Origin of the sequence: Marinomonas sp. (assembly GCF_965225885.1) — a bacterium.
Lineage (GTDB): Bacteria > Pseudomonadota > Gammaproteobacteria > Pseudomonadales > Marinomonadaceae > Marinomonas.
Map to the genome: position 1 here is coordinate 1452459 of NZ_OZ245329.1, position 22949 is coordinate 1475407.

The following is a 22949-nucleotide window of genomic DNA, read 5'->3' on the forward strand; positions in this document are numbered from 1 at the left end:
TGTCTTTTACTTTTTTACATTCACAGGCATATCTTTTTGATAGCAGGAGTTTTATGAAAATTTTCAGCTGCCAGCAATGTGGACAGACGGTGTTATTTGAGAACACCCACTGTGAGCAATGTTCGTCGTCGTTGGGTTTTTTGCCTGATCAGTTGGTGATTAGCGCGTTAAAGTCGATTGATAATGCTTGGTACGCGATGGCCGATAAATCCATCCCTGCAAAACGCTGGTATTACTGTGAGAACCATCAGCATCAAGTCTGTAACTGGTTGGTAGAAGAGGGTGGCAGTACGTTTTGTATGGCCTGTGAATTGAACCGTCATATTCCGAATTTAGAGAAAATAGAAGAACGTCAGGCGTGGCAACAATTGGAGTTTGCTAAGCATCGTTTGGTGTATTCTTTGTTACGCCTTGGCTTGCCTTTAGTGAGTAAAAAAACAGAGCCAGAAGACGGTTTATCCTTTGATTTTATTTCTGAAAATAATGTGGTGCCAGAAGATGTGAGCGCCATGACAGGCCATGCTTCTGGACAGGTAACTATTAACGCTGCTGAGGGCAATTCGGTCGACCGTGAGCAAATGCGCGAAGACATGAAAGAGTCTTATCGAACCGTTATAGGTCATTTTCGCCATGAAATTGGTCATTATTATTGGGATCAGCTGGTTTTTGATGATGAACAGGTTTTAGCCGATTTTAGGGCTCTTTTTGGCGATGATCGTGCCAGTTACGCCGATGCGTTAGAGGCTCATTACAAAACGCCAAACCCAGATTGGCAGCAGTCTTTCGTGAGTGTATATGCGTCTTCACATGCTTGGGAAGACTGGGCAGAAACATGGGCGCATTATCTGCATATTGTCGATACCTTGGAAATGGCCAGTGATCTTGGTTTGAGTCTTCAACCCGTTGGTTCAAATCGACAAAACCTTGCAGTGATGGTGAACATCGACCCTTATCGACACGATAATTTTGACGAGATTCTCGCGCAATATGTGCCGTTAACCTTTGCTGTGAACAATTTGAATCGTGGCATGGGGCAACCGGATTTATATCCTTTTGTTTTGGTTCCAGCAGTGCGGGATAAGCTGGCTTTTATTCATCGTTTATTGATGGCTTATCAAGCTGAATAACGAGTAATTAAAGTAAAACTGTCTGATATGTGGCTGGTGGATTGCCAGCAGCTGTGTATTTTAACGACTAATTCATGGCGACAAATAAGGCGATCCGTTATCATGCTCTGCAATGGGAGCATGATAACCTCAGCTCCTGATCTTTAATCCTTTAGGATCCCAATGAAAAAGACCTTTAAGTTATCTCACCCAACCATCAAATACCCACGCCTAATCGAAGCAACGAAAAACGAAGTTAAAAAATATCTAAAAAGAGAGCGCAATAAAAAATTGCCAGAATACGCTGACTTTTGGGGATTTGATTGTCGCTTTGGTCAAACCGAAGCCTTGGCTGAAGAGATTCATGTTGCTCAAATCAATGAAAAAATCAGCTTTGCTGAAAGCCAAGAATGGACTGAGTTCTATCTTGAAATTCTAGCCACGCCAGCACAACGTACAAAACGTGATAATGCTGACGAGCAAGACGAAAATGAAGATCTAGAAAGCGAAGAGCACGACGATGAGCTATAAGCTAAGCTCGCGACTAGATTGCAGACACTAAAAAACGCCAGATCAAGACACTTTGATCTGGCGTTTTTGTTTTCAGCCTAGTGCTTTGTTTATTGTTCGCAACTAAGTAAAAATCTTAACTCATTTCAAGATCTTGTTTCCTTTTTCCTGACTCTTTAATCACTTGTTCGCGTTTTCTGTGGCCTTATCATTAAGAGATCGCAGGCCCCTTTTTTTTCATTTGCCTGCAGACTATTATTTCGTTGGAGACAAGAGCATGAGTAACGACGCAAACGGTTTAATTGATAGTTTGTTTGAGCGTATTAATATTGCTGAGAAAAACACAGGTGAGCGAGACAAAGAAGCAGAAGCGCAGATTAACAAACACCTTGTTGCGAATCCAGCTGCGCCTTATTACATGGCGCAAACGATTATCATGCAAGAAGCTGCGTTAAAGCAGTTAAATGCTCGGGTTGAAGAGTTAGAGCGCGGAGCGTCGGAAAAGCCTAGTTCTGGCGGTTTCTTGTCTGGGCTATTTGGTGGCGAGCAGACTTCTTCCCAAGATTCCGCTCAGCAAGGTTCAGGTTGGGGGAGAAGCAATGGTTCTCAAAAAAGCTTTGGTCAATCAAGTAATCAACAGGCAAGGAATCAGGCTGACAGTCAATCGCAAAGTGTTGGTCGAGGTCGCTCTGGTGCTGGTAGTTTTTTAGGTGGTGCCTTGCAAACCGCCGCTGGTGTGGCTGGAGGCATGGTCGTTGGCAATATGTTAATGAACATGTTTAGCCATCATTCACAAACTGAAATGGTCGATATTATCAATGAAACGCCAGCTGCTTCTGATCTTGGAGCAGCGACAGAGGCAGACCAAAGCGGTTTTGGTCAGACAGGCTTTGATCAATCCGGTGAGAGTTTAGATCCTAATCGTGGCTTTGGTCAGGCGGGTTTTGATCAAGCCAATATGGATCAAAGTGATATTGATGCTGGTGGAGTGGATCAAGGTGCCTTTGATCAGGGAGGTTTTGACGATTTTGGTAGCGATGATTTTATTTAGTGGCTGTTGATATATTATATTGACCTCTCGGAGGTTGATTTCTAGCCGCTCGCGGTGTAAAGGCTATTGATCTTTGATTAATCAAGATGCCTCTCTTCGCGTAGCGAATTTGAACCTAAACGAAAAGCCTTAATTTATTTAAGCTCTAATAGTGATAAGAGAGTATCAACTATTAACCAGGCGGTTTTTTTTATATCTTCTAAGCGGCATAGCAGATTGACCTATGCTTAAAGTACTTTTTAATCCTACTATCGAATTTCCGCCGACATAGACAGTGACCTAGCAGAAAAGAAAATAAGAACAATGCAAAACTATTATCAAAACTTTGAAACTATTTGGGGGACCATGCAAGTTGAGGTAGAAAAAAGTCGCATTCGAGTTTTTTTGATAGGGGCTGTTCACCTTCTCTGAAAACAAACGACTGCACTCCCAAAGAGGGAGCAGATCCTAATGGCTGGGTTGTCAAAGCCCCCGGCTCAATTAGAGATGTCACCGTGCTTTTCGATGGCTAAGGTGAATCCTCCCCCACACCTTTCCCTGGTTCGCCATATGATGAACGTTCTGTATAGGTAGAGCCTCCCCATTTGGGTTATAAAATCACCCTAATTGATACAGAAGATCGAACGGCTAGCGTAGGTAGAAATATTGGTGATCTAACCCGAATACAGGGGGATTGGCGCAATTACATAGGTGAAGATGAGACAGGAAAGTCCATGTATCGTTTCTTTCACATTGATGAGCCAATTGAAACCACATCGGTAAAAGAAAAAATTCAAATCATGCGCAAGGGATTGGCTCATAAGGCACTCAGCCTCCACTTATGTAGAAGTCGATAAAGAGGGGTATTTCAAAATCTACTATCGGTTAACTTGCGTCAACGACACAGAGCTATGCCACTACAGCGACAGCCTTAAGATAAGTCGAGCATCTCCTCTCGTCATCCGATCCTCTGATTATGACCTCGATATTTTACTGTTCGAAGGCAAAACCGAAGAGCTGGATGCCCCTTTCGAAAACAAGAGCGACATTTAGATGCACTGTCGGATTTTTTATGTGTATAAGTCTGGTTATTGCGTTGATATCTTGTGCTGGTATGACGGTTTCTGGGGGGAGTTTGTTGTGGTGCGGCTTGAGTTGAGGGCTGATAATATTGGTGGCTTTGGGTGTGTTGTGGCTAATTAAGAGGTTGTTGTGCTGATTTTGGGTGTCTATTTTTATGAGGATTGTAAAGATGGAGGTGTGTGTGGGAGTGATTGTCTTGTGGATAAAGTTGTTAATAAGGTGGTGTTTTGTCTGTGGTAAAACGGATGGGCGAGCTGGATATTGTAAGACGATTTTTATACTGCAGGATGTAAGATATTGAATCTTAAATAGAAACTGCTAATGGTGGAGGGAGGTGGATTCGAACCACCGAAACTTTCGTGGCAGATTTACAATCTGCTCCCTTTGGCCACTCGGGAACCCCTCCACAGCAGCGCGACGTATAGTATACATCGCGCTTTATGATGTAAACAGTTTTTTAAGATTTATTTAGTAGTTTTTCTAACTTTGCTTTCATACGCTCTTCAGGAGATAGGTTATCGTAAATATCTTCTTGTTTAGGGGCGCTTTGAGCAGGTTTAGGTTGCTTAGGTTTTGAATTTGTTCTGTTCTTTGGTTTGTTGCTGCGAGTTGGCTGGGCAGGTCTTTCTTTTGCAGGTCTGCTTGTCGTCGCTGTTTTAGCTTTAGTTGGAATCATAGATTCAGGTAGAGCTGGTTCGTTGTTTACAGCAATGCCTTCTAGGTCAATTCGTGGCTGGCCTGATAATAAGCATTTCTTATATCTGTCTGAACGTGTGTAAGCTGCTAGGGCGCGTTTTTGCTTGCTGGCGTTGAAGTCATCGTCCAGCACCATGTCTTTGTCTATGCCGACTTTTAGAGGCTTAGGCTGATTCCAGTCAAACGCTTTGGGGTAACGGTCTTCAAGCATTTTTATTAGACGGCGATTGTTTTTCTGATTTTTTTGGCGCTTTCTTTGTTCCGGCGTCAACGTCGCTGTCTCTATGGTGCTGTCGCTTGCTTCTTGTACGCTAATGTCGGTATCGACTAGTTTGTCGTCTTCTTGCAAGCCGTTAAGCTCAGGTTGTTGTGTGGTCATGTAATCAATCTGTTCTGTTGTCGTGGTTGTGGTGCTGCTTTCAGCATGCTCGTGCAATAAGTCAAAATTTAGTTGATATTCAACTGCGTCTGATTTGATTGCTTGCTTCGGGGCAGATATGTCATTTAAAAGATCAAGAGAGTCTTCAATGTAAAGCTGCAATTGATCTTCAGTTGAGCGATCTGCCATGTGTTGCAATAGATCCATTGAAGCACTGTATTCAATGGAAGAGTCGTTCCTTTCCTTTAAATTTTGTATTTCCTCGTTGGCGTTTTTTAGCTGCTGCGTTAGCCAGTTAATCCTTGCTTCGAGTTTAGCAATAAGTTGTTCCATAAAACACAAGGCTCAATTTTTTATTGGAGTCAGCGGAATACTGGGTGTATTGCTTGTGCCAATCATTTCTTTTCGCTGATCCTCATTTGGCAGGATGACGGCGATGTTGTTGCCGTTTTGCCACCAAACATAAGTCGTCGATATTAATAAACTAGCGACGAGAATAGGTAATAGTTTCATCTTTCTTAGAAAGTAAGTCCGGCACCAATCATGACGTGTTTGTCATAGATGTCGTTGCTACTGTTTAAAATTTTAATAAATACATCTAGGCGTGATGTATTTGATGTGGCAATTCGAAAACCTGCTTCAGGGTAGTAAACCGTATCCTCAAGGAATGAAACGCCCCCCCCAATGAAAGACCACATTGGGATGCCTGGGAATATTTGAAATGCAGGAGTGGCGCTGTAAAAGCGAGAGCCTATAGTGACAGAGCTTTCGAACTTCTCACCGAGTACAAATGAAAAACCACCATGGAAGGAGATATTTTCCGGCAGTGTATATTCCATTTCTGTGTTGAGTATAGATGTTATGTTGGTATGCCCGGTGTCGCTATTTGGGCGAGCGGCTGTCGATTCGAAGGTTACTAGACTCGCAATTTGATCTTGAGCAGATGCATGAGCACTAACTAGGACTAAAGCTGCAAGTAGGAGTGATTTCATTGTTTATCGTCCATTTGATTTAATCTATTCAGCATCTGGGAAAGTGATGACTCCCAATTAGACTGCTGTTCTTTTGTTTGGTTTAGTGTGTTTTCAATTTCGCTTTTTTCTTCACTTAGCTCATAGTTTTGCATTTCTAACTCTGAAATGCGCTTACGTAGTGAGTTAATTTCGTCTACGGCTTCGTTGATGCGTTGTTCTAAGTGGTGTAGTAGTTCGTTATTCATTGGATCTGTCCTAAAAAAATAAAAATCGCCGTTAATGTGCGGGCGTCATTCTGTAAAAATTACCAAGCAATTACAACATCTTGTTGTTGTACATTTAGTATGTGTGAATCAACAACAAGTTCCCCAACGGAGAAGTTGGGTTGAACTTGCTTGATTGTAACACTGATATTCGCATTATTCAGCTGAGTTTGGGCGGATTGAAGTTGGTTGAATACTTCGTAGCGCCGATATACATTGAATTTATCGCCTTGTTTAACTCCAGCTAAAGATCCAGCTGATATGTGTATTCTGTTGCCTTCTGTACGAAAAATATTGGCTATAAATGGCTGGCAACGTAGTTGTTCACTGGTGTCTAGTGCGCTTTCTTTTAGGGCTTGTTGAACGACTTTTCCGTAATGCACTGTCCAGAACTTTGCGCTACCAAAGCCTATTCTTGAGTGATCAGACACATCCCAGTTACCTACTTCGTTGTATCTGTGTTCGAATAGTAAGGCGCCGCTAAATCCATCATAAATATAGATATCGACCACAAAGTTTCTTTCTTTATCGATATTTTCATCTAATAAGTCTTTTGCGTTCTTGTTATCTGGCTGCCTTAAGTATAGTTCTCCAATATCTCTGATAACGCCACTAATAATATACTGGACACCAAGCTGTTCGCTTATGCGTGTGACGTTAGTGAGAGAGCCGTCATAGTTTGTGGAAGAAGGTGCATTTATTAGATCTGGGTAGATGGCTATGTTGGTAGCGGTTAGGGCTCTTAAGTAACCTTGTTTGTTTATTTCGTCAGCGAGATCTTTTGGTAACTCTCTGGATATGTTGCTGAGCTCTCCGAGTCTGGCTTGCTGAGGAACTTGTAGTTCAAATCCTGTTACGCCGACGGTTTTTTTGTAATAGCTTGTTGGGCCTGTGCTGCATTGTGAATCTGGGGTTACCTCAACACGTGCAATCACTGTCAGGAAGTCTCCGTTTTGTTCTTCGGAAATAATTCGGGCTTGCTGTACCCGGCCAGAGCTGCGGATTTCCAGATTTGATTCTAATTCGCCATTATAAAGCTCGTCTTTAACATTAACCCGAGAACTAGACTCAAGCACCGCTTGTTTAATTGCTTGTTGAGTCGCTCGGTAACGGGCATCTGCGATGTCGTTGTCATAAATAATTGCTTCACCTTTTGCATCGACACTTTTTGCGAAAGCAGTACAGCATAAGGAAAGGCTCAGCGTAAAAGCGAGTAATCGAATCAATAGAGACATTATTTATTCAATGCTATAGAAGTTAGTTGTTGGGGTAGAACTTTGGACATTAACCGCTCGATAGCCTGGCTGGATTTTGCAGTTTGGATCGTTTTGAGGACTGTTAGAACTTACACATTGGCGAAAATTCTCTTGTAGCGCCATTTCAACAACGGTTTCGAAAGTGCCATCTTCGTGCTCACGTTGAGAAACGACTTTCGCACCGACAAGGTAGGCATCAACATAGGTTCTTAATTCATCATTTTGTAGAACCATGTTGCTTAATGAGCTGGAGCCGTCAATTTTCAAGCCATAGACACGCTCTGACAAGTTTCGATAAGCATCTAGCATGGAGCTACGTAGAGTCATTATGCGTGCTTGAGATTTCGTGTAACGCTTATTTGTTACCATTGCAGCATAACCTGTAGCAGTTACTACAATTGGTTCTTGTTTGATGACCGCAATAGAATTGTTGGCATTTAAAGCGCCATTTTGTACGTACCCGTTTGATGAGCTATCTCCTACTTTATTTCCATTGCAAGGAGCAACAGTGGTACATGGTTCGCTTGTGGCGCTTTGTTGGTTGAGGTTTTGGCAGCCAGCAAGGGTTATTGCACCTAAGGCAATTAAAAAAATTCGAAACGATAGTGTCATGGTGTAGCCCTTTCTATGGAAGTCTTTGCCTTGATATCCTGCATTGAGAAAACATTTTTATATGATGTGAATTCAATTTAGCGATTCAACGCTGCAGGTATAAAAATGAATAGTTTGTTTAAAAAATCCTTTTATTTTTCAACATGCCTAATCTTATGGACAAAATGTAAACCATTTTGCTCTATATCGTCCATGTTTGAGGGCTTAAAAAAGCGCTTTTTCTTCGTTTTTGGTAGTAAAACTGTTCTTTTGGTGCGTTTTTTCGAATTTGCTCGGTTATTTTACGTCTCATATGTTTTTTCTAGAAGAGACTTTACAGTTTTTATTGGATTGATGGCGTTGTTTTTGAGATGCTTTGACCTGTCTTTTTATACAGTATTTCTTTGGGTGTTATGTTGCAGAATCGTAAGATTATTCATATCGATGCTGATTGTTTTTACGCGGCGATAGAAATGCGCGACGATCCAAGTCTGCGCGATATCCCTATTGCAATTGGCGGCCCTGAAAGTGGTCGGAGTGTGTTATCGACCGCTAACTATGCGGCTCGTGTTTTCGGTGTGCGTTCTGCGATGCCGACGTCTGTCGCAAAGCGGCTATGTCCAGCCTTGTTGGTGCTCCCCGGGAATATGAATAAATACCGAATTGCCTCAGAGCAAATGCATTCTATTTTTCGTGATTTTACCGATATTATTGAGCCGTTATCATTAGATGAGGCGTATCTCGATGTAACAGATTCAACGGATTTTCAAGGTAGTGCGACACGCATAGCGGAAGAGATACGCTTACGAATATTGAACGAAGTTGGTATTACAGTATCCGCTGGTGTAGCGACAAATAAATTTATTGCAAAAGTGGCAAGTGATTGGGATAAGCCTGATGGTTTAACGGTGGTTACACCAGAAAAACAGTTTGAGTTCGTTTCTGATGTTCCTGTTAAGTTTATTTCTGGAATCGGTCGTGTGGCGCAAGAAAAACTAGCGACGTTAGGGGTTTTTAAGTGTTCTGACCTGCAGGCTTTGGACTTTTCAGTTTTACAGAAAAGCTTTGGTAGCATGGCGTTTCGTTTGTCGCAGTTTGCCCTTGGTATTGATGAGCGACCTGTGACGGTATCTCGGGAAAGAAAAAGCATTTCTGTGGAGCATACTTTTTCGAAAGATTTGCTTGATCTTAATGCGTGTCAGGCCGTTTTACCTCTTTTGCTGGTCGATTTGAAAAAACGGATGACGGGAAGGAACTTCGAATCTCAACTCAGTAAATATTATCTTAAGGTGAAATTTGACGACTTTAAGCAAACAACGGTAGAGCAGCCAATCAAGGCTAAGTTGTCAGATGATGTGTTTTCGCAACTATTGCAGCAAGCGTATTCTCGGTCTCGCCGTCCGGTTCGTTTAATCGGTGTGGGTTATCGCTTATCTCCCCCTGAACCTCACCAATTGAACTTGCCTTTTGTTTAATAATGTAAATTCCAATCAATTTTGTGGCTTCTTACTATACTGAAGAATGAATAATTCGGAGGTGCTCATTATGTTGAAACAGCAGAGTAAGTTTGATTATACAAAACTAAGTATGCCTGATCCCTTGTCGCATCGGTTGCGGTTTGAAGTGGAGCAAACATTGAGCTGTTTGTATGCTGATGCTTCTTTGATTGATCAAATGGATGGATTATACCTACCGTTTTCTAGCTGGCTAAGTCAAAAGGCCCATGCAGGAAAGGGGCCTTTGGTTGTCGGGGTTGGTGGCGCACAAGGGTGTGGAAAGACCACCTTTTGCACCGTTATTAGTCGCATATTAAGCAAAGGGTTCGATTTAAACTGTATTGTGATCAGTTTGGATGATTTATACAGTACTCGGCAAGATCGTATGAAATTTTCCAATCAGACTACGCCAATGTTTGCAGTGCGTGGTGTGCCTGGAACGCATGATGTTAGTTTTGCTCTCTCACTGTTTGAACGATTGAAAAATCTTAAAGATGGGGAAGTGATGAAATTTCCTCGTTTTGATAAGTCGATTGATGACCGAAAAGCGGTGCATTTGTGGCAAGAGGTTCAGGGGCCAGTTGATGTTGTTCTGTTTGAAGGTTGGTGTGTGGGTGCGCCACCTATGGTTGAAGGAATGGATCAGCCATTGAATAAGCTTGAAGCTGAAATGGATGGCGATGGAGTGTGGCGTAATAAGGTGAATCAACTTTTAAAAGACGATTATAAGGCGTTATTTTCGCAAATTGATTTAATGGCTTGGATGCAGGCGCCAAACTACGATGTTGTCTACCACTGGCGCAACAAACAAGAACGAGTTTTGGAAAATCACCTTCATGATATTCATGGTGTTCTACTTGATACCATCGATTTGAAGGTTATGTCTTCAGAAGAGTTGAAGCAGTTTATGCAATATTACGAGCGATTAACTCGGCATATGTTGGCTGTGATGCCAAATAAAGCAGATGTGTTAATGAAATTAAATGAAAAGCAAGACGTAATGGAAATGCGCTTTCCAGTTGAGCACTAAATTTCAACGTCAAAAGCCACTTTATAAGAGACAGTAGTGAGCTCTACTTGTCGAGTGGGAAACGTCAATATGATAGGCTATAGCGAATTGCGATAGCCTATTTTTTTGGAGTGTTAAAAATGACTAAATTATTGCCCTCTGTTTTAGTGGAAACGAACGAGCAGCCTGATGCTGCTATCATTTGGTTGCATGGTTTAGGATCAGATGGTCATGATTTTGAGTCTTTGGTTCCTGCCTTGTCTTTATTGCCTACGTTAAAAGTACGTTTTGTTTTTCCTCATGCTCCACGTCGTCCTGTTACAGTCAATGGCGGTATGGAAATGCGTGCTTGGTATGATATCTATGAGATGACGCTAGAGCGTAAAGTCGATATGGAAAATATCGAAGAATCATGTCTGCAAGTTGAGCAATTAATTCAAGATCAAATTGATAAAGGCATTGCTTCAGACCGAATTATTTTGGCGGGTTTTTCACAGGGTGGGGTGATCGCATACCACACAGCGTTACGTACTAAGCATGTGTTGGCGGGGATTCTTGAGCTATCAACCTATTTGGTTAATGGAGACGATGTGCCTGAAGCGGACGATTGTCCTAATGGGCGAACTCCGATTCTTATTCATCATGGTTCGCAAGATCCAGTGGTTGCGCCAGTGTTGGCGACTCAAGCGCGGGATCTTTTGGTTTCTAAGGGCTATTCTGTCGCTTATCAATCTTATGAAATGCCTCATTCCGTATGTCCTGAGCAGGTGCAGGACATTTCTCACTGGATAAATGCTCGATTGGCGTAGCTGATTTTGTAAGTTTTCTCGTTTTATTTAAGGAACTTTTGTGTCTGAAAACTATGAAGAATGGCTGGGATTTGCGAAAGCTCTAGCGATGAAGGCTGGCGAGATGATCGTTGAATCAAGAAAGAATTCAACCTTCGTGCGTGATTATAAAATGGATCATGAGTTGGTGACTACAACTGATATAGCGGTTGATCAGTATATTTGTAGTCGTATTCTTGAACATTATCCTTCGCACTGTATTTTGTCAGAAGAGTCTTCGCCGCATCTAGATCTTAGTGGTATTGGTGATGAGGTTCCGGTTTGGGTAATTGATCCGATTGACGGTACGGTGAATTTCGCACATGGCCATCATCACGTTGCGGTTTCTATTGGTCTTTATATTGGTGATCAGCGAATTTTAGGCGTGGTAAATGCGCCGTTTTTAGAAGAGTGTTTTTGGGCGCTGAAAGGTTCGGGAGCCTTTTGTAATGATAAACTTTTAACTGTTTCAGGTGCTCAAAAGTTAAGAGATGCTCTGGTTGCAACTGGGTTCCCTTATCAAAAAACGGCACTAGCGCCTATCATTGATAGAGTATCGCGTATTTTACACCATTGCCAAGATGTTCGTCGTAATGGTTCTGCAGCATTGGATTTATGCTGGGTGGCTGCTGGTCGTTTGGATGCCTATTTTGAAAGTGTGAAGCCTTGGGATATGGCGGCAGGCGCTTTAATAGCGGAAGAGGCTGGAGCCAAGGTGTGATATTATTTATCTAATACATCAAATTTGCCTGAGGTGGTTAATGGAGAGGGGCTTTTGGTGTCGACGCCTCAATTATATGCCGACATTTTGGCTCTTGTTGATATTGATTTGTAACGTGTTTATTTTTGGTTGATTGGGTTTTTTTATGTCTTTTACTGCATTTATGATTGTGTTGCTCTGTTGTGTCGGTGTGATTGCCGTTTCTCTTTGGTTTATTCGTCATCAGCTAAAATTGAATAAAGCGCGAGAAGAGAAAATTCGTGCTGGAGAAGATCGTTTTCTTGAAGAGCGCCAAAAAAGGATTGATAGTATTCGAGTGCTTTTGAAAACAGTGGGGACAGAAGAGCTAAATTGGATAGAGGCCAGCATTCGAATAAAGCATTTGTTGGATCAATTGAGCGAAGATTTATCTGAGCACGAAGATATTTCGGCTTTTTATATTATTACTGAAAAAACTCAGCATATTCCAACTCATGAGCAATGGGGTGACTTGCCTAAGCCTGCGAAAATGAAGTTTCGACTCGAAATGGATAGCTACGAAGTGGAGCATGCTGAGCATTTGCAGCGTGCTAGATCCTCGTTAATGGCTTATGACTTTAAATAATGTTGTTTCAGCTGCTAGTTTCTATCTGTTTTTTGTTTTTACTGTTAGTTTTACTGGTGTTGTTTTTTATTCGTCATCAATCAAAAGTACCCTATTATAGGTTGACGCAAGATCAATGTGTGACTTTGCTTCAAAACGCAATTCAAGGTGTTCTACCTGAATATGAGTGGCATGCTTTTATCGGTATGACCGCTAGAGATGACGATGCGCTTGATGAGCTAAGAGAGCGGTGTTTATTGATTGATGAGTTTGGAGTAAAGGGGACGCAATTCGTAAATGGTCGGGCTTGTATCACTTTTAATAAAAAAGGTGTTTCTCAGCTGGAATTGTTGTTGGATGAGTGGCAGCATAAATCAAAGTATTTAGTCTGATTTTATTTTAAAACGGAAAAGCATAGGTTTAAGTATGAATGAAATAGAGGCGTTGTTTGATCAGGGTGCTGAGTTGATGCCTTGGTTGGTTGATAGTGTAATCAATTTGGTCATTGGTCTTGTTGTGTTCTTTGTAGGTAAATTTATTGCTTCCAAAGTTTCTCAATGGTGTGAAAAGCGAATGCTGAAAGCCTCCGTTGATCAGGCAGTTGCTGGTTTTGCATCTAGCATCTTGTATGCCTTGATGTTTGCTGGTGTGGCTTTGATGGCATTGGGGCAAATAGGCGTAGAGACAACGTCCTTTATTGCTATCCTTGGTGCTGCTGGCTTAGCTGTCGGTCTTGCATTACAGGGTTCCTTGTCTAATTTTGCGTCTGGTGTGTTAATTATAATATTGCGTCCATTCCGCTCTGGTGATTTTATTGATGCTGGCGGCCAAATGGGTACGGTTAACCGTATTGAACTATTTCATACTTATCTTAAAACGCCAGACAATCGTGTCATCATCGTACCAAACTCTTCTGTGATGAATGGTTCTATTGTCAACTTTTCTCGCGAATCGACTCGTCGTTTAGACCTTGTTATTGGTATTAGTTACGATGCTGATATTCGCTTGGCAAAACAAATCATGGAAGAGATTGTGAATGCCGATGAACGCATTTTGAAAGATCCAGCTTGTTTGATTGCGGTTTCTGAATTAGCTGACAGCTCAGTAAATTTCTTCTTGCGTCCTTGGGTAGCATCGGGTGATTACTGGACGGTGCGAGCGGACCTTTTGGAAAAAATCAAATACACCTTTGATGAGCGTGGTGTGGGTATTCCATATCCTCAAATGGATGTTCATGTACATAAGCAAGAGTCGTAAGCTTACATAGCTTTAACTTCTTGTCGCTGTAATATGTGAAATGCCGCCAAATAATAGTTGGCGGCATTTTTGTTTTTACTATCTTTCGTTTTTTAATAATTAAAAAAGGCTGCTAATAATGAGTCGATATCGTCCTCCTTCGCCACCAAAGTCCGCTTATATTACTTATGAAGGTGCGCAAGCTTTGTTGGCTGAGCTTAAATATTTGTGGAAAGAAAAGCGTCCAGCTGTGACTGAAACCGTTCGAGAAGCTGCGGCCCAAGGAGATCGTTCGGAGAATGCGGAATATATATATGGTAAAAAACAGCTTCGTGAGATAGATCGTCGCGTGCGTTATTTGGAAAAACGTTTGGATGTTTGTACTGTGGTGGATCGTCTTCCTGCAGATAAAACGAGAGTCTTTTTTGGGGCTTGGGTGACGCTAGAAGATGAGGTGGGAAATGCTAAAGAGTACCGCATTGTTGGTCCAGATGAGCTAGATCATAATCCGAATTATATTAGCATCGACTCTCCTGTTGCTCGGGCTTTACTCAAGAAGCAAGAGGGCGATGAAGTGGTTATTCGCCTTGCTGGCGGAGAGAAAAACTACTTAATTGATGCTGTCGAATATCGTCAAGTAGTTGCATGATTATTCACTACGGCATGGCGCAGTGGCAACATCCAGCTTGGGTAAATTGGCTTTATCCTGCTTCATTGCCAAGTGCTGAACGAGTTGGGAGGTACTCCCAAGTATTTTCTACGGTCGAGGTGGGGAGTACTTTCTATACCAAGGTGGACGATGCCCAGTTGATGCGCTGGTATGAATCTGTTACCGAGGGCTTCAAATTTAGTTTTAAAGCACCGCAAACCGTTACTCATCGTTTGATAGAACGCCCTTGGCGTGACGTTCAGCAAGACTGGCTGGCTTTCATGCTTTCTTTGCAACCGTTACAGGCTAAGCTTGGCCCAACCATGTTGCAGTTCCCTGCGATATGTGACGAGCGTGCTCTAGATACGATTCTAGCTCTATGTGATATGTGGACGCTATCTACGCCTTTGTCTGTTGAAGTACGTAATCTTGCCTATTTTGATAAGTCCCTCACTGAACGCCAATTTTTATCCGCTTTGTCTGAGCGTAATGTGAATCGTGTGGTGATGGATTCTAGACCAGTTTTTTCTACTGAAGCGTATTGCGAAAGTCTGGTTGATGCCCAAAAGAAAAAGCCAAGAGTGCCTTGCCATCCTGTAGTGACATCGAATCATCCAGTCGTGCGTTTTATTGGTCATCCTGATTTACCACGTAATGAGGTATGGCTAGACCAGTGGGCGGCGAAACTGTCGCAATGGCTATCAGAAGGGCTGACACCGAGTGTGTTTGTGCATTCGTCGGATAATATCGCTGCGCCAACCTTAGCGGCGCAATTGGATGAAAAGGTGTGCGCGCTAATGCCTGATTATCAGCGTGCTTTGGTTTTGCCGCAAAGTCAGGAGCAAGCCAGTCTTTGGTAAAAGATTCTCAATTAAGGTTGCATGTTTTCTAGATGAAATTGTTAGGGGAGATGATGTACTCATTCGTTTTTTATGTTCCAGAATCACATTTAGAATCTGTTAAGCAGGCTGTATTTTCGGCAGGTGCAGGTTCGATGGGAAACTATGACTCTTGTTGTTGGCAAGTGAAAGGGCAGGGGCAGTTTAGGCCTGTGACAGGAGCGACGCCATTTCTTGGTAAGGTAGATGAGCTAGAATTTATTGATGAATATCGGGTGGAAATGGTGCTGAGTGAGGAGGTAAAAGCGAGTGTTTTGGCCGCTTTGTTGTTGGCGCACCCCTATGAAGAGGTGGCCTACCACTTTATTCCGATACAGTGTTGAAATGAATGGTGTCTTCGTGGAAGCCGTATTGACCTTTTTTATGGTCTTCGATGAAGAACTCGATAGTCTTGGTTACGCTACTAAAAGCCAGCTCATCCCAAGGAATTTCATCAAAATCAAATAACGCGACCTCAGAGCTTTCTTCTGTGGCATGAAAATCATCTTTTTCTAATTCAGCGATATAGAAAAGGTGAACTTGATTGATTCTAGGGATGCTGATCATGCTGAAAGCTTGTTTGCATATGGCAGTTGATCCGCTTTCTTCTAATGTTTCCCTTAAAGCGCCTTCGCTTGTGGTTTCTTGGTTTTCCATAAACCCTGCAGGCAAGGTCCAGAAGCCTAAGCGTGGCTCAATGTTCCTTCTGCACAATAAGATTTTGCCGTCATAAAGCGGAATGGTGCCAGTAATCAATCTAGGATTATCGTAATCGATAAAGTCGCAACTTGGACAAACCGCACGTAGCCTGTTATCCCCAGCAGGGATGGTCATATTAACGGCGTGACCGCATTGCGGGCAGTATCTCATGTGTACATCCTTAACGTGTTTACTTGAGCTTAGCGTTTTAGCTGAAGCTTGGCGTATTTGACAACTTTATCTTCAATTTCTTGAATTTCAATCATGTAATGACCGACCCATAAGCTAATTGGGTGTTCAGGGATGAACTCCAATGTTTCGATGATAAGACCGTTTAGGGTTTTTGGTCCGTCTGTCGGTAGATGCCAATCAAGTGTTTTGTTGATTTCTCGAATGTGTGTCGAGCCTTCAATTCTGAAAGAGCCATCATCAAGAGTTTGGATTTCTTCTTCTTCGTCTTGGGTTGGCGGAGTGAATTCGCCAACGATTTCTTCAAGCACGTCTTCTAAAGCGGCGATACCTTGTACATCGCCATATTCATCGACCACGATCCCCATTTGCTGATGATCTTTTTGGAAGTTCAGCAATACTGTGTTTAGGGAGGTGCTTTCTGGAATGAAATAAGGTTCAACGGTTGCTTTTAATAGCGCTGCTTTGGATGGTGTAGGGTCGCGAAGAAATACCGCTGCATGGCGTGCGTGCAGTATGCCGATGACTTTGTTTATTTCGCCATTGTAAACCGGCATGCGAGTGTGTCTGCTTTGGCAAATTTGCTCAATGATCTCTTCTATGGAGTCTTCAATATCGATACCAACAACCTCATTGCGAGGAATCATGATGTCTTCAACAGAGACTTTTTCCAAATCAAGAATCGAAATTAGCATTTCTTGGTGGGCTGCAGGGATCAAACCGCTCGCTTCATTTACCACGGTTCTTAGCTCTTCCGAGTCAAGCGTGTCATGATTTTTCTGTGAAGCATGTACGCCGATTAAGCGTAATAATCCATTAGATAAACCATTTACCAGCCACACAAGCGGATAGAGTACTTTTAACAGAATGGCAAGAATCCAAGATGCAGGGAAAGCAATTTTCTCTGGATGTATCGCGGCCAATGTTTTTGGTGTCACTTCTGCAAAAATCAGCACAATCATAGTGAGTGCAGCGGTTGCGATAGCAACGCCAGCGTCTCCCCATAAACGAACAGCAATAATCGTAGTTATCGCTGAAGCAAGGATATTAACAAAGTTGTTTCCGATTAGGATAACGCCGATAAGTCGATCAGGACGTTCTAAAAGAGTGTTTACTTTGATTGCAGATCGATTCTTGTTTTTAACAAGGTGTTTGAGTCGATATTTGTTGATCGACAACATCCCTGTTTCGGAACTCGAAAAGAAAGCAGAAAGCAAAATAAGACAAAAAAGTATTCCACCAAGAACACCTAAGGGTACTTCGTTCAAAAAGGGATCGCCTCAATTATTTAGATAAATGGATTATTGGTTCTTAAGATCGGACTGTCAAACATACTTTACGTCATTAATAATTAATGGCGTAAAATTTGTAGTGCTATTTGGCTGCCAAAGTAGCCTAGCATTAGCAAGAAAAAACCGCTCAACGTCAATTTTACCGCCAGTTGTCCACGCCAACCTGCTATATGTCTACCAAGTAATAACCCTGCAAACACAAACCAAGAAGCAATTGTGAAAAATGTTTTGTGAACTAGGTGCTGGGCAAACATGTCTTCAATGAAATAAAAACCCGTTGCTATGGTGATAGTTAACAAAATGAAAGCGGCCCAGATAAACTCAAACATCAAGCGTTCTAGAACTTGTAGTGGCGGTACTCTCAGTAGTTGTTTCAGTTTGTGGTTTTTAAGCTGATATTCTTGCATAGCAAGCAAAATACCAACGCCGCAGGCAGCCGTGAATAAGCTATAAGCAACAGAGGCAATAAGAATATGAGCACTGGTGCCCCAAGAGTTACTGTGCAGTTGGGTTAGGTTCCACGGCTCGATGGCGTTTAATGCAATAATAATTGCGCCAAGAGGGAATGCGGCCCCGAGCAATAGCGATAAATCTTTGTCGCGGTTGCTGAACCAAAGTAGGCTGTTGCCAATTAAGGCAATGAGCAGTCCTATGGTTAGAAAGTTAAAGCCGTCTCTATTCAGTAATACTTGTGTGAGAGAGAAGGTGTGTATGGCAATCGTAATTGCCCCAATAAATTGGGTAGAGCGATTTTCTGGACGTAGGTAATACGCTGTGCCAGCAATCAAACAAGCGATACAAGCAAGCCAAAGCGATAATTGAGTCATGAAACTAAAGGTTCCGCAGGGTAAAGGTATAGGGTGAAAATCATTTATCCGTTATAATAGAGGCAATTTCACCTTGGATAAACTGAAACCGTAGGTTTTTTCCATTTAGAGCCAAAATTTGAGGGCAATATGTTCGACAATTTATCGAATCGCTTAACTTCCTCGCTTGATCGTATCCGAGGTCGAGCTAAATTAACTGAAGACAACATACAAGAAGTGTTGCGTGAAGTGCGTATGGCGCTTCTTGAAGCTGACGTGGCTTTGCCTGTTGTCAAAGATTTTATTGCCGCTGTTAAAGAGCGTGCGATAGGGACTGAAGTGTCAAAAAGTTTGAGTCCTGGTCAAGTCTTCCTGAAAATTGTTAAGCAGGAACTTGAAAATGTCATGGGGCAAGCGAACGATGGTCTTAACCTTCGTGCAGCTCGTCCGGCGGTTATTTTATTAGCTGGTTTGCAAGGTGCTGGTAAAACCACATCGGCCGCTAAACTAGCGAAATACCTAAAAGAGCGTGAGAAGAAATCGGTATCGGTTGTTAGTGCAGACGTTTATCGTCCTGCGGCTATTAAACAGCTTGAAACATTGGCGGGAGAGGTGGGTGTTGATTTCATCCCAAGTGACTTGTCACAAAAGCCGATTGATATTGTTAATAACGCTATCGATTACGCCAAAAAAGCTCATAAAGATGTCTTGATTGTCGATACGGCTGGCCGTTTGTCGATTGATGAAGACATGATGGCAGAGATTAAAGCTCTGCACGCGGCGGTTAATCCAATTGAAACCTTGTTCGTTGTGGATGCCATGACAGGGCAAGATGCGGCGAATACAGCAAAAGCCTTTGGTGATGTGTTACCACTTACTGGGGTGATCCTTACCAAAACAGATGGTGATGCCCGCGGTGGTGCGGCCTTATCTGTTCGTCATATCACAGGCAAGCCGATTAAGTTCTTAGGCGTGGGTGAGAAAACCGATGCGCTAGAACCTTTCCATCCTGATCGTTTGGCGTCTCGTATTCTTGGTATGGGCGATATGCTTTCTTTAATAGAGGAAGCAGAGCAGAAGATCGACAAAGAAAAGGCCGAAAAACTTGCTGGTAAGCTGAAAAAAGGTAAAGGCTTCGACTTAGAAGACTTTAAAGAGCAGCTTCAGCAAATGAAAAACATGGGCGGCATGAGTTCCATGCTGGATAAGCTTCCAGGCATGGGCGGACAGCTAGGTAATATCCAAGATAAAGTGAATGACAAAATGTTTGTTCAGATGGAAGCCTTGATTAATTCCATGACGCCAGCAGAACGTCATAATCCTGATGTTATTAATGGCTCTCGTAAAAAACGTATCTCAACTGGTGCGGGTTTACAAATTCAAGATTTGAATCGTCTTCTAAAGCAGCATAAACAAATGCAGAAGATGATGAAGAAGATGACCGCCAAAGGCGGAATGAAGAAAATGATGCGCGGTTTGGGTGGAATGATGCCGGGTGGTGGCATGCCTGGCGGCGGAAATTTCCCTAAGTTTTAAGCATATTTTCTTGTTTTTACTAACGGCAGTTAAAAAACTGCCGTTTTTAATGTCTGGGTGAGTAATTCGCCCTTTTGTTTTTCTAGTTAATCGACTAGAATATGCCGCCTTCTTGTTGTATGAGTCAAAAATTCGACTCGGCAAGGGGTGTTTCGTTAAGCAATAAGGAACCAATCATATGGTAACTATTCGTCTTTCTCGTGGTGGCTCTAAAAAGCGCCCATTCTATCATTTGAACGTGGCTGATAGCCGTCGTGCACGTGATGGTCGTTATATCGAGCGTTTGGGTTTCTTTAACCCTGTTGCTCGTGGTCAAGAAGAACGTCTACGCATCGATCTAGATCGCGTAAACCATTGGGTTAGCCAAGGCGCTCAACTTTCTGACCGTGCTGCGCAGCTTATAAAAGATGCTAGCAAAAACGCTTAATACTGAGGTAATGCTATGTCTGAGTTAAAACAAGCGGCCGCTCCTGAGCAAGCCCTTGTGGTTGGACGCATTACATCGGTATATGGTGTTAAAGGGTGGGTGAAGTTATATTCGCACACCGACCCAATGCAAGGAATCTTTGATTACAAGCATTGGTGGTTGAAAACTCCTAGCGGGTGGAAAATCGTTGAATTAAGCCAAGGCCGTCTGCAAGGACGAGGTTTGGTGGCATCGGTAAAAGGTTACACCGACAGAGATCAAGTAAAAGATATCTGTGGTATGGACGTTTATATAGATGCAGCAGAACTACCAGATTTGGAAGAAGGTGATTATTACTGGAGCCAACTGGAAGGACTGAGGGTTATTACCAAAGAGGGTGTCCTCTTAGGGAAGGTTTCTCAACTTATGGAAACTGGTGCGAATGATGTGATTGTTGTCCGCGCGTGTGAAGGTAGCTTTGATCGTGAAGAGCGATTGATTCCTTATGCTCCAGGAACTTATGTTTTAAACATCGATTTAGAACAGCAGGAAATGGTAGTTGACTGGGATCCAGAATTTTAAACAGATAAGCTGAGGTCACAACGTGAAGGTTAGCGTTATATCGCTCTTTCCGGAGATGTTTCAGGCCATTACCCAATATGGAGTAACAGGCAGAGCCATTAAGTCTGGGTTGGTTGAGGTGGATTTTTTTAATCCCCGCGACTTTACACATGACAGACATAAGACTGTAGATGATCGACCTTATGGTGGTGGTCCAGGGATGCTGATGAAAGTGCAGCCTCTCAAAGATGCTATTGCGAGTGCTAAGTTATCGGTACCCAATGCAAAAGTTATTTATCTATCCCCTCAAGGGCGTACGCTAACGCAAGAAGGCGTGCAACAGCTTGCTAAACAAGCAGAATTTATTCTGGTAGCAGGCCGTTATGAAGGCGTTGATGAGCGTTTAATTCAATCTGAGATTGATGAAGAATGGTCAATTGGCGACTTTGTCCTAAGCGGTGGTGAGTTGCCGGCAATGGTGCTCATGGATGCTGTATTTCGTATGGTTCCAGGAGTATTAGGAAAACAGGTATCTGCGGATGAAGATTCATTCTCTGATGGTTTGTTGGACTGCCCGCATTATACTCGCCCAGAAGTACTAAATGGTGAACCTGTGCCATCGGTGCTGCTTAGTGGCAACCACGAGGAGATTAGACGCTGGCGTTTAAAGCAAAAGCTCGCAAGAACTTTTCAGCGCCGGCCAGACCTTCTGCAGAACCTTGAGTTGGACAAGGAACAGCAGTTGCTGTTAGAAGAGTTTATTCGCGAAACTGAAGATTCAACCTCGGCAGAGTAGGAATTGCGAGCTTATCAGAAAGAAGAACCTTCATGCTGATAAGAAACCATATCATTAGGAGTCACATCCATGAGTAATAAAACTAAACTGATTCAGCAGATAGAAGCTGAACAAATGACAAAAGAAGTCCCAGCCTTCGGTCCTGGTGACACTATTGTTGTTCAAGTTAAAGTTAAAGAAGGTTCACGCGAGCGTCTACAGGCCTATGAAGGCATTGTAATCTCTAAGCGTAACCGTGGTCTTAACTCAGCATTTACCGTTCGTAAAATCTCTAGCGGTATCGGTGTTGAGCGTGCTTTCCAAACGTACAGCCCTTTGGTTGAAAGCATCGAAGTTAAACGCCGCGGTGACGTGCGTCAAGCTAAGATCTACTACCTACGCGAGCGTTCTGGTAAATCTGCACGTATCAAAGAAAAATTGGCTAAACGTTAATTTTTTCTTATTAAAAAAAGGCGACGCGAGTCGCCTTTTTTTATGGAACTAACCCCCTATCGTATGGCCTAATAGAGACTATTTACATGTCTTTGAGGTTCTCCATGAAGCGTTTTTTCTGTTCCCTGTCTCGCTCTTCTGCAATAACTGTGTTGCTTTCTCTTTCCTGCGCAGTATTTGCTGATCAATCTGCTGTTTTATCCGCGGTTCAAATGGCGTTGCCTCAATATGAAGTCGAAAGTGCCGAACTACATGAAGGTGCAGGATTATATGTTGTTGTCTTGAAGAACGGCCCCACATTACATGTAACGCAAGATGGTAAATATTTTGTCGCAGGTGATCTTTATCGAATCGATAAAAATGCCATTGAGAATGAAACAGAAAAAGCAAAACTAGCCAAAATTGAAACGCTTCCTGAATCACAAATGATCGTCTATAAAGCGAAAGACGAGAAAGCGCATATCACCGTGTTTACCGATGTCGATTGCGGTTACTGTCGAATGCTCCATAAAGAGGTGCCAAAGCTTAACGAAGCAGGCGTGACCGTTCGTTACTTAGCTTATCCAAGAGCGGGCATTGGTTCAGAAGCGTATACAAAGATGGTGAGCATTTGGTGTTCTGCTGATCCTAAAGAGTGGCTAACTCAAGCAAAACTAGGTGCAGAAATTCCTGAAAACAAATGTGTTAACCCCGTCGCAGATCAGTATAAACTAGGGAACGAAGTGGGAGTGCGTGGTACGCCAAGTATCGTGCTAGGTAACGGTGAGTTTTTACCAGGGTATTTACCAGCAGCTGAGTTGGTTAAACACCTTGGGTTATAGTCTTATCGCGAAATATTCCACTAAACATGAGTCTTCTTCAGCCTTTTCTACGTTGGGTTTGAATAATACTGGCGTTATAATGAATCAACCTGTTACTTGGCCTTTATTTTAAAAAGGGCTAAGT

At 42.6% G+C, this 22949-nt stretch carries 28 protein-coding genes, 1 tRNA gene and 1 pseudogene; 20 read left to right on the forward strand and 10 right to left on the reverse strand.

The genetic code is table 11. The features are described from left to right. The first annotated feature begins 53 nt into the window (after positions 1–53). The 4 genes and pseudogenes from ACO05V_RS06820 to ACO05V_RS06835 all read left to right on the forward strand — a co-directional run. Positions 54–1127, forward strand: coding sequence for a zinc-binding metallopeptidase family protein (locus ACO05V_RS06820; RefSeq protein ID WP_421848807.1), 1074 nt, complete (start codon positions 54–56; stop codon positions 1125–1127). Between the two features lie 162 nt (positions 1128–1289). Next, complete coding sequence (locus ACO05V_RS06825) at positions 1290–1637, forward strand: DUF6172 family protein (protein WP_421848810.1); 348 nt, start codon at positions 1290–1292, stop codon at positions 1635–1637. Between the two features lie 256 nt (positions 1638–1893). After that, entirely contained in the window at positions 1894–2667 is a 774-nt protein-coding gene (locus ACO05V_RS06830) for a DUF2076 domain-containing protein (RefSeq protein WP_421848813.1), read from the forward strand. A gap of 243 nt (positions 2668–2910) precedes the next feature. Further along, positions 2911–3179 (forward strand): annotated as a pseudogene (locus ACO05V_RS06835) (hypothetical protein); the annotation flags it as partial. An 872-nt stretch (positions 3180–4051) separates the two neighbouring features. Here ACO05V_RS06835 and ACO05V_RS06840 read toward each other — a convergent pair. The 7 genes from ACO05V_RS06840 to ACO05V_RS06870 all read right to left on the reverse strand — a co-directional run bounded on the left by ACO05V_RS06840 (position 4052) and on the right by ACO05V_RS06870 (position 7909). Further along, positions 4052–4135: transfer RNA gene (locus ACO05V_RS06840), tRNA-Tyr, on the reverse strand. A gap of 51 nt (positions 4136–4186) precedes the next feature. Beyond that, positions 4187–5137, reverse strand: a complete 951-nt coding sequence (locus ACO05V_RS06845; RefSeq protein WP_421848816.1) for a ProQ/FINO family protein — start codon at positions 5135–5137, stop codon at positions 4187–4189. Between the two features lie 12 nt (positions 5138–5149). Further along, on the reverse strand, positions 5150–5317 hold the full coding sequence (locus ACO05V_RS06850) for a hypothetical protein (RefSeq protein ID WP_421848819.1): 168 nt from the start codon (positions 5315–5317) through the stop codon (positions 5150–5152). A 5-nt stretch (positions 5318–5322) separates the two neighbouring features. Beyond that, positions 5323–5796 carry a hypothetical protein gene (locus ACO05V_RS06855; protein WP_421848822.1) on the reverse strand — a complete coding sequence of 158 codons (474 nt, stop codon included), beginning with the start codon at positions 5794–5796 and terminating at the stop codon, positions 5323–5325. Then, positions 5793–6023 carry a cell division protein ZapB gene (locus ACO05V_RS06860; RefSeq protein ID WP_421848825.1) on the reverse strand — a complete coding sequence of 77 codons (231 nt, stop codon included), beginning with the start codon at positions 6021–6023 and terminating at the stop codon, positions 5793–5795. Before ACO05V_RS06860 ends, ACO05V_RS06855 begins: the two co-directional genes overlap by 4 nt. Positions 6024–6082: 59 nt before the next feature. Then, positions 6083–7276 carry a flagellar assembly protein T N-terminal domain-containing protein gene (locus tag ACO05V_RS06865; protein WP_421848827.1) on the reverse strand — a complete coding sequence of 398 codons (1194 nt, stop codon included), beginning with the start codon at positions 7274–7276 and terminating at the stop codon, positions 6083–6085. A gap of 3 nt (positions 7277–7279) precedes the next feature. Further along, positions 7280–7909, reverse strand: coding sequence for an LPP20 family lipoprotein (locus ACO05V_RS06870; RefSeq protein ID WP_421848829.1), 630 nt, complete (start codon positions 7907–7909; stop codon positions 7280–7282). A 392-nt stretch (positions 7910–8301) separates the two neighbouring features. On the opposite strand from ACO05V_RS06870, the gene dinB reads away from it, so the two are divergent. The 10 genes from dinB (at position 8302) to ACO05V_RS06920 (ending at position 15631) form a co-directional block, all read left to right on the forward strand. Beyond that, positions 8302–9363 carry a DNA polymerase IV gene (dinB, locus tag ACO05V_RS06875; RefSeq protein ID WP_421848831.1) on the forward strand — a complete coding sequence of 354 codons (1062 nt, stop codon included), beginning with the start codon at positions 8302–8304 and terminating at the stop codon, positions 9361–9363. Between the two features lie 70 nt (positions 9364–9433). Next, entirely contained in the window at positions 9434–10414 is a 981-nt protein-coding gene (locus ACO05V_RS06880) for a hypothetical protein (protein WP_421848834.1), read from the forward strand. A 119-nt stretch (positions 10415–10533) separates the two neighbouring features. Beyond that, positions 10534–11202 carry an alpha/beta hydrolase gene (locus ACO05V_RS06885; RefSeq protein WP_421848837.1) on the forward strand — a complete coding sequence of 223 codons (669 nt, stop codon included), beginning with the start codon at positions 10534–10536 and terminating at the stop codon, positions 11200–11202. A gap of 40 nt (positions 11203–11242) precedes the next feature. Then, positions 11243–11941: an inositol monophosphatase family protein gene (locus tag ACO05V_RS06890; protein ID WP_421848840.1), complete on the forward strand. Its 699-nt coding sequence runs from the start codon at positions 11243–11245 to the stop codon at positions 11939–11941. Between the two features lie 145 nt (positions 11942–12086). After that, positions 12087–12545 (forward strand): DUF2489 domain-containing protein, encoded by a 459-nt coding sequence (locus ACO05V_RS06895; RefSeq protein WP_421848843.1) that lies wholly within the window; start codon positions 12087–12089, stop codon positions 12543–12545. A 119-nt stretch (positions 12546–12664) separates the two neighbouring features. Beyond that, complete coding sequence (locus ACO05V_RS06900; RefSeq protein WP_421848846.1) at positions 12665–12916, forward strand: hypothetical protein; 252 nt, start codon at positions 12665–12667, stop codon at positions 12914–12916. Positions 12917–12950: 34 nt separating this feature from the next. After that, a complete protein-coding gene (locus tag ACO05V_RS06905) occupies positions 12951–13781 on the forward strand; it encodes a mechanosensitive ion channel family protein (protein ID WP_421848849.1) in 831 nt (276 codons plus the stop codon). Positions 13782–13899: 118 nt separating this feature from the next. Next, a complete protein-coding gene (greB, locus tag ACO05V_RS06910; protein WP_421848852.1) occupies positions 13900–14409 on the forward strand; it encodes a transcription elongation factor GreB in 510 nt (169 codons plus the stop codon). Continuing rightward, positions 14406–15269, forward strand: coding sequence for a DUF72 domain-containing protein (locus tag ACO05V_RS06915; protein WP_421848855.1), 864 nt, complete (start codon positions 14406–14408; stop codon positions 15267–15269). The genes greB and ACO05V_RS06915 overlap by 4 nt, the downstream gene beginning before the upstream one ends. 53 nt (positions 15270–15322) lie before the next feature. Continuing rightward, entirely contained in the window at positions 15323–15631 is a 309-nt protein-coding gene (locus tag ACO05V_RS06920; protein ID WP_421848858.1) for an NGG1p interacting factor NIF3, read from the forward strand. On the opposite strand, the gene ACO05V_RS06925 is transcribed toward ACO05V_RS06920, so the two are convergent. From ACO05V_RS06925 to ACO05V_RS06935, 3 genes are all read right to left on the reverse strand, one after another. After that, positions 15612–16157, reverse strand: coding sequence for an NUDIX hydrolase (locus tag ACO05V_RS06925; protein ID WP_421848861.1), 546 nt, complete (start codon positions 16155–16157; stop codon positions 15612–15614). The genes ACO05V_RS06920 and ACO05V_RS06925 overlap by 20 nt on opposite strands. 29 nt (positions 16158–16186) lie before the next feature. Continuing rightward, a complete protein-coding gene (locus tag ACO05V_RS06930) occupies positions 16187–17443 on the reverse strand; it encodes an HlyC/CorC family transporter (RefSeq protein ID WP_421848863.1) in 1257 nt (418 codons plus the stop codon). 83 nt (positions 17444–17526) lie between these two features. Continuing rightward, positions 17527–18294, reverse strand: coding sequence for a cytochrome C assembly family protein (locus ACO05V_RS06935; protein WP_421848866.1), 768 nt, complete (start codon positions 18292–18294; stop codon positions 17527–17529). A gap of 129 nt (positions 18295–18423) precedes the next feature. Between ACO05V_RS06935 and ffh the strand changes: the two genes are divergently transcribed. From ffh to ACO05V_RS06965, 6 genes are all read left to right on the forward strand, one after another. Further along, a complete protein-coding gene (gene ffh, locus ACO05V_RS06940) occupies positions 18424–19809 on the forward strand; it encodes a signal recognition particle protein (RefSeq protein WP_421848868.1) in 1386 nt (461 codons plus the stop codon). 178 nt (positions 19810–19987) lie between these two features. Then, positions 19988–20236: a 30S ribosomal protein S16 gene (gene rpsP / locus ACO05V_RS06945; RefSeq protein WP_168825557.1), complete on the forward strand. Its 249-nt coding sequence runs from the start codon at positions 19988–19990 to the stop codon at positions 20234–20236. Positions 20237–20251: 15 nt separating this feature from the next. After that, positions 20252–20797 carry a ribosome maturation factor RimM gene (rimM, locus tag ACO05V_RS06950; protein ID WP_113917778.1) on the forward strand — a complete coding sequence of 182 codons (546 nt, stop codon included), beginning with the start codon at positions 20252–20254 and terminating at the stop codon, positions 20795–20797. 22 nt (positions 20798–20819) lie between these two features. After that, positions 20820–21572, forward strand: a complete 753-nt coding sequence (trmD, locus tag ACO05V_RS06955; protein ID WP_421848871.1) for a tRNA (guanosine(37)-N1)-methyltransferase TrmD — start codon at positions 20820–20822, stop codon at positions 21570–21572. 69 nt (positions 21573–21641) lie between these two features. After that, complete coding sequence (gene rplS / locus ACO05V_RS06960) at positions 21642–22004, forward strand: 50S ribosomal protein L19 (protein ID WP_012071433.1); 363 nt, start codon at positions 21642–21644, stop codon at positions 22002–22004. 104 nt (positions 22005–22108) lie between these two features. Next, complete coding sequence (locus tag ACO05V_RS06965; RefSeq protein ID WP_421848874.1) at positions 22109–22825, forward strand: thioredoxin fold domain-containing protein; 717 nt, start codon at positions 22109–22111, stop codon at positions 22823–22825. Positions 22826–22949: the final 124 nt, after the last annotated feature.

Coding starts and splice junctions, on each gene's coding strand:
- ACO05V_RS06820 (WP_421848807.1), top strand. CDS start 54: ATGAAAATTTTCAGCTGCCAGCAATGTGGACAGACGGTGTTATTTGAG.
- ACO05V_RS06825 (WP_421848810.1), top strand. CDS start 1,290: ATGAAAAAGACCTTTAAGTTATCTCACCCAACCATCAAATACCCACGC.
- ACO05V_RS06830 (WP_421848813.1), top strand. CDS start 1,894: ATGAGTAACGACGCAAACGGTTTAATTGATAGTTTGTTTGAGCGTATT.
- ACO05V_RS06845 (WP_421848816.1), bottom strand. CDS start 5,137: ATGGAACAACTTATTGCTAAACTCGAAGCAAGGATTAACTGGCTAACG.
- ACO05V_RS06850 (WP_421848819.1), bottom strand. CDS start 5,317: ATGAAACTATTACCTATTCTCGTCGCTAGTTTATTAATATCGACGACT.
- ACO05V_RS06855 (WP_421848822.1), bottom strand. CDS start 5,796: ATGAAATCACTCCTACTTGCAGCTTTAGTCCTAGTTAGTGCTCATGCA.
- ACO05V_RS06860 (WP_421848825.1), bottom strand. CDS start 6,023: ATGAATAACGAACTACTACACCACTTAGAACAACGCATCAACGAAGCC.
- ACO05V_RS06865 (WP_421848827.1), bottom strand. CDS start 7,276: ATGTCTCTATTGATTCGATTACTCGCTTTTACGCTGAGCCTTTCCTTA.
- ACO05V_RS06870 (WP_421848829.1), bottom strand. CDS start 7,909: ATGACACTATCGTTTCGAATTTTTTTAATTGCCTTAGGTGCAATAACC.
- dinB (WP_421848831.1), top strand. CDS start 8,302: ATGTTGCAGAATCGTAAGATTATTCATATCGATGCTGATTGTTTTTAC.
- ACO05V_RS06880 (WP_421848834.1), top strand. CDS start 9,434: ATGTTGAAACAGCAGAGTAAGTTTGATTATACAAAACTAAGTATGCCT.
- ACO05V_RS06885 (WP_421848837.1), top strand. CDS start 10,534: ATGACTAAATTATTGCCCTCTGTTTTAGTGGAAACGAACGAGCAGCCT.
- ACO05V_RS06895 (WP_421848843.1), top strand. CDS start 12,087: ATGTCTTTTACTGCATTTATGATTGTGTTGCTCTGTTGTGTCGGTGTG.
- ACO05V_RS06905 (WP_421848849.1), top strand. CDS start 12,951: ATGAATGAAATAGAGGCGTTGTTTGATCAGGGTGCTGAGTTGATGCCT.
- greB (WP_421848852.1), top strand. CDS start 13,900: ATGAGTCGATATCGTCCTCCTTCGCCACCAAAGTCCGCTTATATTACT.
- ACO05V_RS06915 (WP_421848855.1), top strand. CDS start 14,406: ATGATTATTCACTACGGCATGGCGCAGTGGCAACATCCAGCTTGGGTA.
- ACO05V_RS06920 (WP_421848858.1), top strand. CDS start 15,323: ATGTACTCATTCGTTTTTTATGTTCCAGAATCACATTTAGAATCTGTT.
- ACO05V_RS06925 (WP_421848861.1), bottom strand. CDS start 16,157: ATGAGATACTGCCCGCAATGCGGTCACGCCGTTAATATGACCATCCCT.
- ACO05V_RS06935 (WP_421848866.1), bottom strand. CDS start 18,294: ATGACTCAATTATCGCTTTGGCTTGCTTGTATCGCTTGTTTGATTGCT.
- ffh (WP_421848868.1), top strand. CDS start 18,424: ATGTTCGACAATTTATCGAATCGCTTAACTTCCTCGCTTGATCGTATC.
- rpsP (WP_168825557.1), top strand. CDS start 19,988: ATGGTAACTATTCGTCTTTCTCGTGGTGGCTCTAAAAAGCGCCCATTC.
- rimM (WP_113917778.1), top strand. CDS start 20,252: ATGTCTGAGTTAAAACAAGCGGCCGCTCCTGAGCAAGCCCTTGTGGTT.
- rplS (WP_012071433.1), top strand. CDS start 21,642: ATGAGTAATAAAACTAAACTGATTCAGCAGATAGAAGCTGAACAAATG.
- ACO05V_RS06965 (WP_421848874.1), top strand. CDS start 22,109: ATGAAGCGTTTTTTCTGTTCCCTGTCTCGCTCTTCTGCAATAACTGTG.